The organism is Luteibacter sp. GL_149, assembly GCF_057834065.1.
Genome location: NZ_CM174395.1, coordinates 1,929,447 through 1,945,125, shown reverse-complemented (window position 1 = coordinate 1,945,125; position 15,679 = coordinate 1,929,447). Strand labels below are relative to the sequence as shown.

16 protein-coding genes and 1 tRNA gene are annotated in these 15,679 nt (G+C 64.6%); 9 read left to right on the top strand and 8 right to left on the bottom strand.

Going from position 1 to position 15,679, the window contains the following annotated elements; translation table 11 throughout:
• Positions 1–27: 27 nt before the first annotated feature.
• The 5 genes from AC3IR3_RS08915 (at position 28) to AC3IR3_RS08895 (ending at position 4,247) form a co-directional block, all read left to right on the top strand.
• Positions 28–1,146 (top strand): ribonuclease D, encoded by a 1,119-nt coding sequence (locus AC3IR3_RS08915; protein ID WP_489196534.1) that lies wholly within the window; start codon positions 28–30, stop codon positions 1,144–1,146.
• 71 nt (positions 1,147–1,217) lie between these two features.
• Positions 1,218–1,293: transfer RNA gene (locus tag AC3IR3_RS08910), tRNA-Ala, on the top strand.
• Between the two features lie 186 nt (positions 1,294–1,479).
• Positions 1,480–2,346, top strand: a complete 867-nt coding sequence (locus AC3IR3_RS08905) for a DUF2306 domain-containing protein (protein WP_489196533.1) — start codon at positions 1,480–1,482, stop codon at positions 2,344–2,346.
• 39 nt (positions 2,347–2,385) lie between these two features.
• Positions 2,386–3,465, top strand: a complete 1,080-nt coding sequence (locus tag AC3IR3_RS08900; protein WP_489196532.1) for a sensor histidine kinase — start codon at positions 2,386–2,388, stop codon at positions 3,463–3,465.
• Positions 3,465–4,247: a LytR/AlgR family response regulator transcription factor gene (locus AC3IR3_RS08895; RefSeq protein ID WP_489196531.1), complete on the top strand. Its 783-nt coding sequence runs from the start codon at positions 3,465–3,467 to the stop codon at positions 4,245–4,247. The genes AC3IR3_RS08900 and AC3IR3_RS08895 overlap by 1 nt, the downstream gene beginning before the upstream one ends.
• A 21-nt stretch (positions 4,248–4,268) precedes the next feature.
• Here AC3IR3_RS08895 and AC3IR3_RS08890 read toward each other — a convergent pair whose 3' ends face one another.
• Complete coding sequence (locus tag AC3IR3_RS08890; protein ID WP_489196530.1) at positions 4,269–4,655, bottom strand: nuclear transport factor 2 family protein; 387 nt, start codon at positions 4,653–4,655, stop codon at positions 4,269–4,271.
• 235 nt (positions 4,656–4,890) lie between these two features.
• Here AC3IR3_RS08890 and AC3IR3_RS08885 point away from each other — a divergent pair, with 235 nt between their 5' ends.
• The 4 genes from AC3IR3_RS08885 to AC3IR3_RS08870 all read left to right on the top strand — a co-directional run bounded on the left by AC3IR3_RS08885 (position 4,891) and on the right by AC3IR3_RS08870 (position 11,706).
• Positions 4,891–6,387, top strand: coding sequence for a GGDEF domain-containing protein (locus AC3IR3_RS08885; protein ID WP_489196529.1), 1,497 nt, complete (start codon positions 4,891–4,893; stop codon positions 6,385–6,387).
• A 3-nt stretch (positions 6,388–6,390) separates the two neighbouring features.
• Complete coding sequence (locus tag AC3IR3_RS08880; RefSeq protein WP_489196528.1) at positions 6,391–6,987, top strand: IMPACT family protein; 597 nt, start codon at positions 6,391–6,393, stop codon at positions 6,985–6,987.
• 55 nt (positions 6,988–7,042) lie between these two features.
• Positions 7,043–8,821, top strand: coding sequence for an ABC transporter transmembrane domain-containing protein (locus tag AC3IR3_RS08875; protein WP_489196527.1), 1,779 nt, complete (start codon positions 7,043–7,045; stop codon positions 8,819–8,821).
• A 290-nt stretch (positions 8,822–9,111) separates the two neighbouring features.
• Complete coding sequence (locus AC3IR3_RS08870; protein WP_489196526.1) at positions 9,112–11,706, top strand: S8 family serine peptidase; 2,595 nt, start codon at positions 9,112–9,114, stop codon at positions 11,704–11,706.
• On the opposite strand, the gene AC3IR3_RS08865 is transcribed toward AC3IR3_RS08870, so the two are convergent.
• The 7 genes from AC3IR3_RS08865 to AC3IR3_RS08835 form a co-directional block, all read right to left on the bottom strand.
• Positions 11,694–12,440 (bottom strand): copper homeostasis protein CutC, encoded by a 747-nt coding sequence (locus AC3IR3_RS08865; RefSeq protein ID WP_489196525.1) that lies wholly within the window; start codon positions 12,438–12,440, stop codon positions 11,694–11,696. The genes AC3IR3_RS08870 and AC3IR3_RS08865 overlap by 13 nt on opposite strands.
• The gene (locus tag AC3IR3_RS08860; protein WP_489196524.1) at positions 12,440–13,468 is read right to left on the bottom strand and encodes a glycosylasparaginase; all 1,029 of its coding nucleotides are present in this window, start codon (positions 13,466–13,468) and stop codon (positions 12,440–12,442) included. The genes AC3IR3_RS08865 and AC3IR3_RS08860 overlap by 1 nt, the downstream gene beginning before the upstream one ends.
• Before the next feature lie 79 nt (positions 13,469–13,547).
• Complete coding sequence (locus AC3IR3_RS08855; RefSeq protein ID WP_489196523.1) at positions 13,548–13,982, bottom strand: type IV pilin protein; 435 nt, start codon at positions 13,980–13,982, stop codon at positions 13,548–13,550.
• The gene (locus AC3IR3_RS08850; RefSeq protein ID WP_489196522.1) at positions 13,979–14,158 is read right to left on the bottom strand and encodes a hypothetical protein; all 180 of its coding nucleotides are present in this window, start codon (positions 14,156–14,158) and stop codon (positions 13,979–13,981) included. The genes AC3IR3_RS08855 and AC3IR3_RS08850 overlap by 4 nt, the downstream gene beginning before the upstream one ends.
• Positions 14,155–14,799 (bottom strand): PilW family protein, encoded by a 645-nt coding sequence (locus tag AC3IR3_RS08845; RefSeq protein WP_489196521.1) that lies wholly within the window; start codon positions 14,797–14,799, stop codon positions 14,155–14,157. Before AC3IR3_RS08845 ends, AC3IR3_RS08850 begins: the two co-directional genes overlap by 4 nt.
• Positions 14,796–15,248, bottom strand: coding sequence for a type IV pilus modification protein PilV (pilV, locus tag AC3IR3_RS08840; RefSeq protein ID WP_489196520.1), 453 nt, complete (start codon positions 15,246–15,248; stop codon positions 14,796–14,798). The genes AC3IR3_RS08845 and pilV overlap by 4 nt, the downstream gene beginning before the upstream one ends.
• 191 nt (positions 15,249–15,439) lie before the next feature.
• A complete protein-coding gene (locus AC3IR3_RS08835; protein WP_072320702.1) occupies positions 15,440–15,646 on the bottom strand; it encodes a cold-shock protein in 207 nt (68 codons plus the stop codon).
• Positions 15,647–15,679: the final 33 nt, after the last annotated feature.

The following is a 15,679-nucleotide window of genomic DNA, read 5'->3' as shown; positions in this document are numbered from 1 at the left end:
CACGCAAGAATCTGTAAGGACAACTGCATGTCTGCAAGCGACATCGTGCCCACGGCTCCCTGGATCGACCGACGCGAACCGCTCGACGAATGGCTGTCCTCCATCCCGCCCGGCGCCGTTGTGGGACTGGATACCGAGTTCATGCGGCGCAATACGTTCTATCCGCAGCTTGCACTGTTGCAGCTGGCGTTCGACGAACGTTACGCGCTGATCGATCCGGTGGCTTTTCCCCTTGGCGATTCCCTGAAGCGCGCGCTGGCCGACCAGCCTGTCGTCACAGTGATGCACAGCGCCGGCGAAGACCTGGAAGCGCTCTCGCCCGCACTGCCCGATGGCCCGCACACGCTTTTCGATACGCAGATCGCCGCCGCCTTTGTCGGCATGGGGCTGGGCATCAGCTATCGCGCCCTGGTCGCCGACCTGGTGGGCGACGAACTCGACAAGGGCGAAACGCGCTCCGACTGGTTGCAGCGCCCGCTTACCGAGTCCCAGAAACTCTACGCCACGCTGGATGTGGTTCATCTCCATCCGGTGCACGCCATCCTCGCCGAACGTCTGGCCGCGCGCGATCGCGCGGCGTGGCACGCGGAAGACTGTGCCCGTCTGAAAGCCCGGGCCAGCCATCGCGACGGCGATCCGCAGCCGCAGCGCGCCTTCAAGGGCTCCAGCGAATGGAGCCCCGACAAACAGGCGCTACTGCGCCGCGTGCTGCGCTGGCGCGACACCACCGCACGCGCGCTGGACCGGCCGCGTCCGTGGCTGGTGGAAGACGCGCAGGCCGCCCATCTTGTCTACGAGATGCCCCGCAATCTCGCCGACCTCGACGCGCGTACGCGCGGACAACGCTCCCTGCGGGCGCCGCAGCGCCAGGAACTGTTCGATCTGATCGTCCGTCCGGTCACGCCGGAGGAAATCGAAACCACCGCACCGATCCCGGGTCATCCGGTCGGCGAGGACAAACGTGCCCTCGCGGCAATGAAGCTGGTGATCGATACGCTGGCCACAAGCCTCGACCTGCCACCCGGCCTCCTCTGCGCCCGCCGCTCGATGGAGGAATACGTCGTCAGCCGGCAGTGGCCCGAATCGCTGGAAGGCTGGCGTCGCGGCGTACTCCACGAACGCCTGTCCGCCCTGCTTCCCGATTGATTGGGACATTGACCGGGACATTGCTCAGGGCTTGGCGAGTGGGGGGCCGACTGCTAATATTCGCCGTTCGTGGGGCGGTAGCTCAGCTGGGAGAGCGTCGCGTTCGCAATGCGAAGGTCGTGGGTTCGATCCCCATCCGCTCCACCATTCATTCCAGACAGAACAGCGCTTTACGCCTCACGGTGTGAAGCGCTGTTTTGCTTTGAGGGCATCGTAAGTCGTCGGCACCCGGCGTCGTTCGCCCCTTTCGCTACGCCATTCGTCGCGATGCCTCCTTTCAGAGGCCACGCTGCCCGCGAGACTGTGCCGGACAGTCATCGAGAGGCAAAGCCCATGAATGCGACTTCCCGTGCCGCCGCAGTCATCGTTGCGGATCGCAGCGGCCCGCCTTCCGGGACGATGCAGCGTCTCGCCGCGCCGGCATTGCGCATGGTGGCCACGTTCTGGTTCGGGATGGCGGTGCTGGGCCAGCTTCTGTTCGCGGCCTACGTTATGGGCTTCTATGGACGTGCGGCGGTGCATGGTCGACCGGATATCTGGGACCGGGTGATGCCGCACGGTTACGTAGCGGGCGATACTTTTTTCAACGCGGTTCTTGGTTTTCATCTGTTGTTCGCGGTGGTGCTGATTCTCGGTGGCGCCCTGCAACTGATACCGCGGGTTCGCCGCGACGCGCCGGGATTCCATCGCTGGAGCGGGCGCACTTATCTGCTGTTGGCCGCGGTCATGAGCGTCGGCGGCCTGAGCATGGTCTGGATTCGCGGCGGCGTGGTCGGCGATCTGTCGCAGCACATCGCGATCAGCCTCAACGCCCTGCTGATTCTGGGCTTCGCCGGCATCGCCTGGCGCCATGCCCGTGCGGGCCGGTTCGATGCGCATCGTCGCTGGGCGTTGCGACTCTTTCTCGCGGTAAGCGGGGTCTGGTTCTTCCGGGTTGGCCTGATGTTCTGGATCGTGGCGAACCAGGGGCCTGTCGGTTTCGATCCGGAATCCTTCACGGGGCCTTTTTTGAGCTTTCTGGGATTCGCGCAGTTCGCATTGCCTCTGGGTGTGCTGGAACTTTATTTCCGCGCACAGGATCGCCGCGATCCACGCGGTCAGCTGGCCATGGCGGCCGGTCTTGGCATCCTGACGTTGCTGATGACGGTCGGCATCGGTGCCGCCTTCCTCATCATGTGGCTACCGCACCTGCGAACTTAACGGGCCGCTGTAACGGCCTTTCTGGATTATTCTCACGCCATGTCTCTTTCCGCCGTTCCTGCAAAGCCGCATGGCCTGGCGTTGCTGCTGGGTTGGCGCCGCGTGGTATTCACGCTATCCGCATCGCTCGCTCTCGGCCTCCCCTTTGCTTTCAGCTGGCCAACGGGACCGCTGTCGCTGCTGGGCCTGACGGTCACGCTTGGCTTGCTTGCGCTGCTGGCGTTCGGATTGTTCGAGCAATGGCCGAAGCGGTTGCCCGCATGGCTCGCCCGCTGGACCTTGCAGGTATCCGCCGTGGCGCTCGCCATTCCCCTTGGCATCTATGCGCTCTACCTGCTCGTCAACGATGGTTCGCCACCGTTCTGGCAGGATCTGGAACGTCTGAACGGCTGCGTGATCATGGGCATCCTCGCCCTGTTGCTGACGCCATGGATAGCGTTGGCGGCGCTGGTACGGCAGAAGGATGCGCTGGCGCGGCACCAGGTCCTATCCTTCGATCTCGAACGCAGCGAACTCGAACGCCAGGCGCTGGATGCGCGCCTGCATCTGTTGCAGGCGCAGGTTGCGCCGCACTTCCTGTTCAACACGCTGGCTAACGTGCAGGCCCTGGTCGATACCGGATCGCCGCAAGCCTCCGCCGTGTTGGACAGCCTGATCGCCTATCTGCGTGCGGCCGTGCCGCGACTGCACGAGTCGACCACGACGTTCGGGCAGGAATTGCAGCTGGTCCAGGCATATCTCGAACTGATGCACATGCGCATGCCCGATCGTCTGACCTTCGCGCTGCACGTCGACGAGGCGGCCCTGGCGTTGCACTGTCCGCCGATGACGCTGTTGACCCTGGTGGAAAACGCGGTGGGTCACGGCATCGATCCCAGCGAAGAAGGCGGACACATCGATGTCCATGTGCAGCGGCGCGGCGATCGCTGCATGGTGCGGGTCAGCGATACTGGTGTCGGCTTGCAGCCATCCGGCATCGGACTGGGCACCGGCCTCGCGATGTTGCGCGAACGCATTCAACTGAGTTTCGGCGCCGCGGCGCAACTGCGCGTGAGCGCGCAGCTACCGTGCGGTGCATGTGCCGAACTGGATCTCCCGGCCCGGGGAATCGCCACCTGATGCACCCCCACCCGACCGCCCTGATTGCCGACGACGAGCCGCTGCTGCGCGATGCCCTGGCGCGCCAGCTGGGGCAGGTCTGGCCCGAACTGGACGTGATCGCGCGGGCGCGCAATGGCCGCGAAGCGATCGGCCAGTTCGAGGCACGACGTCCCGACATCTGTTTTCTCGACGTGCACATGCCAGGTTTGTCCGGTATGGAAGCCGCGCACCATATCGGTCGTCGCGCGCATCTGGTGTTCGTCACCGCCTACGATCACTACGCTGTGCAAGCCTTTGCCGAAGGGGTACTCGATTATCTGGTGAAGCCCGTGGAACCGGCGCGCCTGATCGAAACGGTGGCACGCCTCAAGGAACGCCTGCAGGCAAAGCAGCCGGCGCCGAACACCGAAGCGCTGCTGCAACAGCTCGCCGCGCAGTTGCAGCGAGGCGCGGCGCCAGCACCGCTACGCTGGATTCGTGCGCAGGTCGGACAGACCCTGCGCATGATCCCGGTGGACGATATCGACTACCTGCGCTCGGATGCGAAATACACATTGATCGCCTGGCGCGGCGAGACCCGTCAGCCCGAAGAAGCGGTGATCGGCACCGCACTGAAGGAACTGATCGGGCAGCTCGATCCGGCGCAGTTCGCGCAGGTGCACCGGTCGGTCGTGGTCAATCTCCGGGCCATCAGTCATGTCACCCGCGGCGACAACGAAACCGCCGGTATTCATCTGAAAGGCCGTCGTGAAATATTGCCTGTCAGCCGGAGCTACCTGCATCTGTTCCGGACGATGTGAGAGTGTTCCGCTCGACGGGCATCAGCGTCCGAACATCGCATTCCCGCTGCGGGTCTCGCCAGCCGGAACTTCCATCTGCATGACATCCCAGTGTTCGACGAGCACGCCATTCTCGACACGGAAGATGTCCACCGCGATCGTCGGCGTGGATTCCCAGCCGACGTATCGTCCGTGAACCATCACCAGATCGCCCTCGGCAATGCTCATTCCCATCTCATATGAAAATTCGGCAGGCAATGCGGCGACGAGTTTCGCGATGGCGTCCCTTCCGTCGGGGATGGCCGGATTGTGCTGAACGTAGGCCGGGCTGAACCAGCGATCGATGTGTGCCACGTCCCGCTCGACGAAAACCTTCCGCATGACGTCCGTCACTAACTTCCTGTTCGACTCCTGTTGAAGGATCGTCACGATGTGTATCTCCATGGATTGATTCGGTCGCTCGCATCGTTCGATGCGAGTGGAGCGCGAAATTTACGTTAGCGGTAATTAATCCGGAGTGACACGGTGAGCGCCTCTGAGACCGCATCTATGGAAGCCCGCAACGAGACAGCTATGCCCGCCTCCCCTGCCGCCGTACCATGACTCAACTTCGCGCTAACCCGGCCGATAAGGAGAATGCGTGGTCAGTCGATGGAGGGGCGCCATGAAAGCTGTCTTTGCCACGGCGGCCCTCGTCGTGGCCCACATCGTGGCAATGACCTTGTTCCCCGATGTCGGCATGGGCATTTCCTATACGGCGTTCTTTCTCGTAGCCAGCGTGGCCGTCGCTTCCTCGCTATACGCTTATCGCCGTTCGGGCACGCCCCCAGACCGGCGCTGGCTGTTGCTGGTGGGTAGCCTGCTGCTCTGGGGCATCGGCATGTCGCTCGGCGCACGCCAGAACTATGTGCTGGACAACACCAATCCCGCGCCTGGCGACAGCATGTTCTTTTACATCCTTTACGTATTGCCGGTGCTGATCGCCGTATCGTCGGCACCGGTCGCCGCCCGTAAAAAATGGGCACTGGCCATCGACCTTGTCCTGGCATCCCTGCTTGGCGTGCTGTTTTACGTGCATACGTTTTCCATCGTGTCGGTGGAGGGTGCGATAGGCCGGCAGGAAGTGGTTGCCATCGTGCGCATGCTGGATATCGAGAACGCCTGCCTGGGCCTCGCGGCCCTGCTGCGTTACATCGCCACCGATCGCGCCGACGATCATTATTTCTTTCGCGGAGTGGTCGCGTTTTTCGTGACCTACGCCTTCGTCGGTTTCTACTACAACCACTACGTAGCGCTGGGCGAGCATCCGGATTTCGGCTCGGCCTGGGATGCTCTGCTCGACCTGCCCTTCCTCGCCCTGACCGTCGCCGCCGTGAAACGGCCACCGCAGCGCCACTGGCATCCCCCTATCTACCTCGTCCGCTTTGTACAGAGCGCCAGCCCCACCTTCCTGGCCATGAGCGTGCTTGGACTGGGTCTGATGGTGATTCCGCACTACGCGCCGCTGGGTATCGGTGGCGCCATCGCCGCGGTGGTGGGCATCGGCATGCGCAGCACGCTCGCACAGGTCGACCTGGTGGAAGAAGAGCACCGGCTGTCGCAACGCCGCGACGCACTGGAAGGCCTGGTATTCACCGATAGCCTGACGGGCCTGGCAAATCGTCGCGCCCTGGACGAGCGGTTGTTGCGCGAATGGCATCGCCCGGGTCAGCGCGAACCCATCGGGCTACTGATGATCGATGTCGACTTCTTCAAGGAATACAACGACCGCTACGGACATCTTGCCGGCGACGATTGCCTTCGCGCCATCGCGGAAGCGCTGACCGCACGCGGACTGCGCGCAGGCGACTTTATCGCCCGCTACGGCGGCGAGGAATTCGCGGTCATTGCGCCGGCGACGCGCCTTTCCGAGGCCGTCGCGCTGGCCGACAATCTCCGCGCGCAGGTCGAAAGTAAACGCATCGCCCATCCGCTGAGCCCCTTTGGCGTGGTAACGGTCAGCGTCGGCGTGGCGACGCTTCAGCCGCACGCGACGGGAGGCCCGCTGGATCTGCTGAATGCCGCGGACCACGCACTGTACCGGGCGAAACATAGCGGCAGGAACCGGACGGGAGGTTTCGACGACGAGCGCTCCCGGGACACCGCGTCGTTCGATGTCTGATCGATGAGCGAACCGCTGAGCACCCTCGCCGGGCCATGCCGGTATGAGGAAGATATACGCAAGAGCCGTTTCCTCGCCCACGCCGCACCCGTGGACGATCCGGCCGAGGCCCTGGCCTTCGTTGCCCGCGTGGGCGATCCATCCGCGACGCACAACTGCTGGGGCTACCGCATCGGCGACGCGTACCGCTTCAACGACGACGGCGAGCCGGGCGGCACAGCCGGCAAGCCCATCCTGCAGGCCATCGACGGCCAGGCATGCGACCGGGTTGTCGTGGTGGTTACGCGCTGGTTCGGCGGCATCAAGCTCGGAGCGGGCGGTCTGATACGCGCTTATGGCGGATGTGCCGCCGAATGCCTGCGCCGCGCGGACCGCGTCGCCCTGATCGTCAGCGGGCAACTGGCGTTGCATTGCGAATTCGCCGAGCTGGCGATAGTGAAGGCTCGATTGCGCGATATGGGCGCCGACATCGAGGACGAATCGTTCGACGCCACGGGGGCGGAGCTGGTCGTTCGCGCCGAGGCGGGGCGCCTCGACGACATCGCCCAGCGCCTCACCGATCTGAGCCGTGGCCGCATCCAACCGCGCCGTCTCGATTGAATCGGCGGCAAAGCGGCCCCATTCCTCGACCGACCATCCATCACGGACCCACCGCATGAGCGACTCCAGCACCGACGCCGCACCGCCGACGCGTCGCATCGGCGCGCTACGCAGCCTCTGGCCTTATCTCAAACCGCATAAGGCCCTCGCGGTCGGCTGGCTCGTTTTCCTCGGGCTGTCCTCGGGTGCGTCGCTGGTGCTGCCGGTGGCGGTACGCCACATGATCGACAACGGTTTCGCCTCGTCGGACATGGCGACCATCAACGGCACGTTCCTCGCCCTGTTCGGCGTGGCCCTGGTCCTGGCCTTCGCCACGGCCGCCCGTTATTTCTGCGTCGCACTGCTCGGCGAACGTACGCTCGCCTCGCTGCGGCAAAGTCTTTATGCCCATGTCATCAAGCTCGACGTCAGTTTCTTCGAGCGCACGCGCGTCGGCGAGCTGACCTCGCGCCTCGGGACCGACACCGAAGTGGTGCAGACGCTGGTCGGCTCGGGCATCTCCGTGGCCTTGCGCAGCGCCGTGATGCTGGTCGGTGCTGCCGTCGCCATGGCCTGGACGAGTCCGCGTCTTGCCGGCCTTACCGCGCTGGTCATTCCCGCCGTGATGCTGCCTATCCTGGTGTTCGGCCGTCGCGTGCAGAAGCTGTCGCGCCACAGCCAGGATCGCATCGCGGATGCCGCGGCCGTCGCCAACGAAACACTCAACGCCGCGCCAGCGGTAAAAGCGTATGCACGCGAAGACATCGAAAGCGGACGTTACAGCCACGCCATTTCCCTGGCGCTGGCCACCGCGCGTCGTCGTATCGGCGTGCGCTCGATCCTTACCGCCGCCGTCATCGTGCTGGTATTCGGGGCCATTACCCTGGTCCTCTGGGCCGGCGCGCGCGACGTCATCGCGGGCAAGCTGCAACCGGGCGTACTCAGCCAGTTCGTGCTTTACGCCATTTTCGCCGCCGGTTCGGTAGCGGGACTTTCGGAAGTCTGGGGCGACGTCCTGCGCGCCGCAGGCGCCATGGAGCGCATCGGCGAACTCTTCGGCGAACACGCCGATATCGCCAATCCCGCCCAGCCGCTGGCGCTGCCGCGACCGGTCGCCGGTGGACTTCGCTTCGAACACGTCGAGTTCCATTACCCCTCGCGACCCGATGTGCGCGCACTGTACGACTTCAACCTCGATATCGCGCCGGGCGAAACCGTCGCGCTGGTCGGCCCCTCGGGTGCGGGCAAGAGCACCGTCTTCGGCCTGCTGCTGCGCTTTTACGATCCACAGTCGGGCACGATCCGCATGGACGGCGTCGACCTCAAGGCACTCGCGCTTCCCGAACTACGCGGCGCGATCGCTCTCGTTCCGCAGGAAACCGTGATCTTCGGCGGCAGTGCAGCCGACAATATCCGCTTCGGACGCGCCGACGCCGACGACGCCGAGGTCCGCGAAGCGGCACGCCTCGCCGAAGCCGATGGCTTCATATCCGCGCTCACCGACGGCTACGACGCCGCACTGGGCGAACGCGGCGTACGGCTATCCGGCGGCCAGCGCCAGCGCGTGGCCATCGCGCGCGCCATCCTGCGCGATGCGCCGTTCCTGCTTCTGGACGAAGCCACCTCGGCGCTCGACGCGCAGTCCGAAGCCGCAATCCAGCACGCGCTGGAACGGCTGGAACGCGGTCGTACGACACTCGTCATCGCCCACCGGCTGGCTACCGTGCTGCGCGCCGATCGCATCGTCGTCATGGACGGCGGCCGCATCGTGGCGCAGGGCACGCACGAACAGCTGCTTGCGCAAGGCGGCCTGTACGCGGAACTGGCGCGGCTGCAGTTCGGATTGCACGGTTGAGATAGCCGGAGGCTTTCATGTCGGCGAGGGCCTTACCCATCCCTGGCGCACGTTCAGGCTGACCGCGCGGGCGCGCCGTCCTCGCGAAACTTGTCCGCACCGTCGAACGGAGCGCGGACATGGATGTTGGACAGGGATGCGGTGAAACCCGGTTTCGGCGGCGGACGTTATATCTCGGGATACTCGCCTGCTTCGCCCTCGCCGGCTGCGGCGGCGGTTCCGGGACGGCGCGACGAAACGATACGCCACTTCCGCGAATCGATCCTCCGCCAACGATCGATCCACACCGGATGCATCTGGATGCGACCCGCGTACCAGCGGCACATGCAAAGCACTATGTCGGTGACGGCGTACGCGTCGGCCTGATCGATACCGGTACGGATCCCGCGCATCCCGTGCTCGAAGGCCGCATCGCGTGGAGCCGGAAATATCTCGGCGACGATGTCGCCACGCCCGACTCTGCCGATCCGTATGGCCACGGCACCGTCATGGCCCAGTTGATAGCGGGCCGTGCCACGAACGATTTCGCGGGCGGCGTGGCGCCGGGAGCCAGCATTTACAGTGCGCGTACCGGCCGCGACATCGACGGCAAAATGGGACCGCTCGCGATTGCGGCCGCTTACAGCGATCTGCTCCGTGCCGGCGTGCGGCTGTTCAACAATAGCTATGCCCATGCGTCCGCCGTCACCGACCACGAGGTCGCAGCGGATGCGGGCCGTTACAGACGGATATTCGCATCCGCTGTCACCGCTCACGATGCGCTTCTCGTCTTCGCCGCCGGCAATCGGGGTCGCGATCAGCCCTCGCTGGAAGCGGGTCTGCCCGCACTGTATCCGGAACTCGAACGGGGATGGCTGGCCGTTGTGAACGTCAGCGTCGATGCCTACGGAAATCCAGGAGCCTTGCATCCATCCTCTAACGCATGCGGCGTCGCCGCCGCGTGGTGTCTGGCCGCTCCTGGCGTCACCCGCGTCGCGCCGGTCGGAAACACGCGATTCACTACCGGCCAGACCAGCGGAACATCGTCATCCGCGGCGCTTGTCACGGGCGCGGCGGCCGTGGTGATGCAAGCGTTTCCTTACTTCACCGGCGACCAGGTGAGGCAGACACTGCTGTCGACGGCGAAACCCATCGGCGACCCGGCGCTCTTCGGCTACGGGCTGCTCGATGTCGGCCGTGCCGTGCGTGGTCCGGCACGCTTCGACTGGGGCGATTTCGCGGCGACCGTCACCACGGACAGCACCTGGTCGAACGACATCGTGGGCCAGGGTGGTCTGGTCAAACGGGGGCCTGCGACATTGACGATGTCCGGCGACAACCACTATCGCGGCGCCACCGATATCCATACGGGCATCCTCAACGTCGACGGCACCATCCGCTCGGCCGTGCGCATCCTTCCGGAAGGACAGCTTGGAGGCACCGGTGCCGTCCATGGCAACGTCGCGAACAAAGGGCGCCTTGCCCCCTCCGGCGGGACATTTGTCATTCATGGCGATTACCTTCCCGAGTCGTCAGGCGTACTGTCGATAGCACCGGGGCAAAAGCTCAAGGTCGACGGCTACGCCAGGCTTGCCGACAGTACGCTCTCTCTACGGCCGCCCGCCGTGAACTATGTACTTGCCGCACGCGAAACCTTGCTTGAGGCAACCCGTGGCGTCGAGGGCGTCTTCGGCGCACAACGCATGGAGGCTGGCGTGTTCTACGACGCGGAGCTGGAATATTCGAGCCATCGCGTGGATGCGCGTATAGCCCGACGGTCGATTCCCCATGCGGTCGCGGAGCATCGCGTACTGACACCCACGATGCAGTCCACCGCGAACGGCGTCGAAGGCGCGCTGACGTATGCGGATGGATGGGCCGCTTCCGATGCATTCGATCAACATGCCGTGTTTCTTTCCGGTGCCGCGAGTTTCCTGCGCTCGCCCGACATCGCCACGGCGCTGACGTCGCTGGATACCCTTTCCGCGGAAGCGCACGCATCGATTCTGGGCTTCCTGCTCGAACAGGGCGACATGGAAGCGCGAACTCTCGCCACACGCATGGACGCACTGGTCCAGGGGGACCTAAGTAGCGGAGTATGGAGCGACGTCACGGCCTCCAGCGGCAGGATCGCTCAGCACGGCGTCGCTTCCGGACAACACAACGGGGCGGGTATACGCGTCGGTGTGGACGCTCCCGTGGCCGACACGGGAGCACTGGGGCTGTCGCTCACATGGCACTGCGGACAGACCCGTTTCGATCGTTTCACAGGCAACGTGACGTCCCGCATCGACACGCTCGCCGTTTACGGCAGGGCGGGATCGGAGTCGTGGTACGTAGCCGCGAATGCGGCGGCCTCGATCGTCGCGAACGATGTCCGCCGCGATGTACATCTGGGAGGACAGCGTGCTGTCGTGACCGCCGGGCGTCGCGACACGAAGACATCCGTATACGTGGAGGCCGGCGTAACGCTCCGGAACGGAGGCTGGCGGGTCACACCTTTTGTCGCGGGCACTTTTGACGAAAGTCGCCGCGCGGCGTTTACGGAAGACGGTGCCAACGGCTTCGGTGTCGCCACCCGCGCGAACCGGCATCGTCGATCCACGGCCAGCCTGGGTAGCCGCGTCGCCTATCGATGGTCGGACGTCGTGCTCGAGGGATACGGCCTCTGGCAATGGACGATTCGCGGTCGCGACCCGGGCTTCGATGCCTCGTTCGTCGGGGCGCCCGCCTCGATGTGGCGGGTCCATGGCGCGTCGCTACCTGCCACAGCGATAGTAACGGGTCTTTCGATGGCTATGCCGCTTTCCAGCGCATGGCAGCTGCGACTGGGGCTGGACGTCCATTACGCGCAAGGGACCGCGACGGCGGCGACCGGCTCGCTGGGGCTACGTTATGACTTCTGATCGCGTCCGTTCCTCTCGTCCAGCGCCACGAGCAATCGACGAATGGTGGCGCCATCGCTTTCCGATGGAGAGCCACCCATGCCGAGATCGTCGGCGGGAAGGAATCGCGTGACCGGAGACTGCGTCTTGCGCGCCGACGCATGCACTTCCCTTACCCCCGTTTCGGCCACAAGAGCGGCGACGTTCGAAGGATCGACGCCCGCGCCGGCCATGATGGAAATACGCGTGTCCGCCTGGCGGACCAGCGCGGCGATGCGCTCTCTGCCCGCCCATGCGCTACGCATGCCGCCCGAGGTCAGCACGCGTTCGCAGCCCAGGCTCACGATCCGTTCGAGCGCCTCGCACTGGTCGCGCGCAACGTCGAACGCGCGATGGAAGGTGATACCCAGGCCACGTGCTTCCGCGATCAGTTCGCGGCAGGCGGACACATCGACATCGCCGTCCGCATCGAGCGCGCCGATAACGACACCGTCGCATCCGGCGCGCACGCAATGCCCGATGTCGGCGAGCATCGTATCGCGCTCCGCCCCATCGTAGAAAAAGTCGCCGGCTCGCGGGCGGATAAGCACGTAGAGCGGAATGCGCAGCGCGTCGCGTACCGTGGCAATCTGCCCGTACGAGGGCGTCACGCCGCCCGACTCCAGGCTGGCGCATAACTCGACCCGCGAGGCGCCGGCCTCCTGCGCCACCCGCGCGGAGGCCAGCGAGCCCGCCGCGACTTCCAGCGCGGTCATCAGTACGTGCTCTTGCCCGGAATCAGGGCGTCCTGCTTGCCGGCATCGCATACCGCGTAGGAGAAGCCTTTCTGGATCGCCCAGGCACCGACGCGGCCGCGCTTATCCATCGCGAGAAACCCTACCTGGATGTCCTTTCCACGCACGCTCTTGCGCTTGAGTATCCGCTCCACCGCCTCGCGACATGCGTCTTCCGGGGAACGCCCCTGACGCATCAGCTCGACGACAAGAAAACTGCCGACGTTGCGGATGACTTCCTCGCCGACCCCGGTCGAGGTAGCCGCACCCACTTCGTTGTCGACATAGAGGCCCGCACCGATGATGGGGCTGTCGCCCACGCGCCCGTGCAGCTTCCACGCCATGCCGCTCGTGGTGCAGGCACCGGAGAGATTGCCCTTCGCATCGATGGCAAGCATGCCGATCGTGTCGTGATTGCCCGCATCGCCGGGCTTGCCGCCACGAGGTCCGATACCGTAGTCGCGAACTTCGCTATTGGCGACGGGATGGTACTTCGCCGTCTTCAGCCATTCGCGCCAGGCCTGCTCCGACTCGGGCGTCAGCAGTTCTTCCCTGGGGAATCCCTGCTCCAGTGCGAACTGGAGCGCGCCATCGCCGACGAGCAGTACATGCGGCGTACGCTCCATCACCCGTCTTGCGACGGAGATCGGATGGGCGATGTGCTCGATAGCCGCGACGGCGCCGCAGTTGCCTTCCTCGTCCATGATGCTGGCATCCAGCGTGACCTTGCCGTCGCGGTCGGGATAGCCCGCGCGACCCACACTGTGATTGCGCAGATCCGCCTCAGGAATGCGCGCGCCGGCTTCCACGGCATCGAGGGAGCGGCCGCCGGCGGCGAGAACCTTCCATGCAGCCTGATTGGCGGCCACGCCGAAATCCCAGGTGGAACAAACCCGTGGAAGTACCGCTTCGGTGCCGCCACCGGCGAACGCCACATCGGCCACGCCCGGTTGTACGAGCAAGATACCCGAGGCAACGCTCGCGCCTTTAAGAAAATGCCTGCGATCCATTCGTGACTCCCACTTCGCTGGACGGCGCCCGGCGCGCCATCGCCCATGGTGTCACGCGGACCGGCGATGCTCCATCCCCCTACCAGCAATCGCCGTTCGTATGCTTCGGCCCATCGTCGCGCGAAGGCAGCATCACCCCCCGATGGTCGATCGTAAGTTCTCCACACGCGTCCTTCGCCTGCGCGCCCTGCGGTATGGCTCGCAGCAGGAACCCCCTGCCTGCGTCGTGGTCGGCGGCCATGTCCATTTCAAGCGCGTAGTGCGCATTCGCGCTTATCCGCCGGGCATTCAGTTCGTCATCCGACCCATACGCATAGCGCTGGCTCCGTGCATGAAAACGTTCCTGCGCATGGGATGCTTCCAGCAGCAAATGGCGACCTTCGAGACGGCGGACGCGGAACGTGTACTGGCGATACGAGGACGTGGCGAACACCGCAAGCAACGCGACCGCCGCAAGGATCAGCAGCAATTCGATGGCACTGAAGCCAGCATCGCGCACGCGTTGCCGGCTCACGGCGCCGCCGTACGTTCAGGCGCGGACCAGGCTGCGATCTGCGCTTCGCGCTGCGCGGCGGCCAGTGCCAGCTGCATCGTCGCCGACCGGAACATCGACGCTGCCACTCCCGAAAGAAGTACCAGAACCAGCAGTACCATCGGCAACACGACCCCGGACGATGCGACGCCCCTCATGCCCCACCTCGCGGCAGAGCGACGAACGTGCGGAACTCATGACGAATCGCGGAGGCCTCGTCTTCGCGATCGCGTTGTTCGATCCACAGGCGAATGTCCACGCCGACGACCGCATCCCACAGGGATTCTCCATCGACCTCCTCGGCATCGAGGTGGCGGACGCGTTGCTGTGCATCCCTGACCGCGTAAGTGAAATCGAGTCGATTCGGGCCCTGTGCGACGGATTGGCAGTTCGATCCCGACACGCAACGTCTCAACTCACGTTCGCCTGTAACCGGACCATTCCCGATGTACCAGGCAACGGACACGCAAGCATTCTCGTCATGGCGCGTGTCGACAATCAGCACGTTGGCTGCGCGTGCGCGCTCGGGCAGGCTTCTGTCCGTGGGCAGCGCAGGCGAGCATCGGATGCCGCTGCATTCGTATCCGCGAATCGCACCGCAACGGTCGGCAAGATCAGCTGCAAGACTGCCAAGTCCGAACCGTCCCTCTTCCTGCACGCGGACCAACTGCTGATGCAACCGATAGGCACGCGTCGAGGCCGCGAGCATGGCGAGTACAACCGAGGACAGGACCAGCCCGAGCGCCATCGCGACAAGAACCTCGATCAGCGAAAACCCGCGACGCCGGTCCGGCGTCACAGCCGCATGGCCCAGACCAGCTCCACGGGACGGCCATCGACGTCATGCCAGCCGATGGATAGATCGCACGTTTGCTGTGACGGGTGGCATGCGATATCCGCCCGGGCGCCGTTTCCGATTTGCCGAAATAGCATATCGATCCACAGCGCACGGTCGTGCCTCACGGTCGCGTTTTCGTCGCATGGCGACGTTGCAGCGCAGCCGGGACTCCCGAGCGCACCGGAGGAAAGGCTCCCGTTGTAAAGCCCGGCGCGCGCGGCACCCTGATTAATGCGTAGTCGCCCGGCCATGTCCGCCGCAATAAAATTCGCCTGCGTACGATGCATGGCATCGCGATTGGCGAGAGTGGCGAACCGGAAGCCCTGAAGCACGGCGGCGAGCCCCAGTCCCAGTACCACCGTGGCGACAAGAACTTCGATTAACGACAGGCCAGTCTGGGCATTATCCATAGGTCACGGCAGGTATTAAGGCGATAAGCGAAAGCGTGCCTCGCGATGCGGACTCCCGGCTAGGCTGTTTCGGTCTGGCGTGTATGTCATTCCTTACCGATAAAACATGAAAACGTTTTCATTCCAGCCATCCATAAAAAAACCCCCGCGCCGGAGCGCGGGGGTTTTGTCGACAGCAAAACCGCTTGTTATCAGGCTGCGATTTCTACACCCGAGGCCTGGGCGCCCTTGGGCCCCTGGGTTACCTCGAATTTGACGCGCTGGCCTTCCTGCAGGCTACGAAAGCCCTTGGAGTTGATTGCAGAAAAGTGGACGAATACGTCCTCCCCACCGTCCTCGGGTGCGATGAAACCGAAACCCTTGGCATCGTTGAACCACTTGACCGTACCAAAACGCATTGCGTGAACCTCTGGGCATGGACTGGAAAGCAC

Bases quoted from the DNA above. Each gene is read 5' to 3' on its own strand.
- AC3IR3_RS08885 (WP_489196529.1), top strand. From the start codon at position 4,891: ATGAAAGCTGTCTTTGCCACGGCGGCCCTCGTCGTGGCCCACATCGTG.
- AC3IR3_RS08905 (WP_489196533.1), top strand. From the start codon at position 1,480: ATGAATGCGACTTCCCGTGCCGCCGCAGTCATCGTTGCGGATCGCAGC.
- AC3IR3_RS08895 (WP_489196531.1), top strand. From the start codon at position 3,465: ATGCACCCCCACCCGACCGCCCTGATTGCCGACGACGAGCCGCTGCTG.
- AC3IR3_RS08850 (WP_489196522.1), bottom strand. From the start codon at position 14,158: ATGAGGGGCGTCGCATCGTCCGGGGTCGTGTTGCCGATGGTACTGCTG.
- AC3IR3_RS08835 (WP_072320702.1), bottom strand. From the start codon at position 15,646: ATGCGTTTTGGTACGGTCAAGTGGTTCAACGATGCCAAGGGTTTCGGT.
- AC3IR3_RS08860 (WP_489196524.1), bottom strand. From the start codon at position 13,468: ATGGATCGCAGGCATTTTCTTAAAGGCGCGAGCGTTGCCTCGGGTATC.
- AC3IR3_RS08915 (WP_489196534.1), top strand. From the start codon at position 28: ATGTCTGCAAGCGACATCGTGCCCACGGCTCCCTGGATCGACCGACGC.
- pilV (WP_489196520.1), bottom strand. From the start codon at position 15,248: ATGGATAATGCCCAGACTGGCCTGTCGTTAATCGAAGTTCTTGTCGCC.
- AC3IR3_RS08870 (WP_489196526.1), top strand. From the start codon at position 9,112: ATGCATCTGGATGCGACCCGCGTACCAGCGGCACATGCAAAGCACTAT.
- AC3IR3_RS08875 (WP_489196527.1), top strand. From the start codon at position 7,043: ATGAGCGACTCCAGCACCGACGCCGCACCGCCGACGCGTCGCATCGGC.
- AC3IR3_RS08900 (WP_489196532.1), top strand. From the start codon at position 2,386: ATGTCTCTTTCCGCCGTTCCTGCAAAGCCGCATGGCCTGGCGTTGCTG.
- AC3IR3_RS08880 (WP_489196528.1), top strand. From the start codon at position 6,391: ATGAGCGAACCGCTGAGCACCCTCGCCGGGCCATGCCGGTATGAGGAA.
- AC3IR3_RS08865 (WP_489196525.1), bottom strand. From the start codon at position 12,440: ATGACCGCGCTGGAAGTCGCGGCGGGCTCGCTGGCCTCCGCGCGGGTG.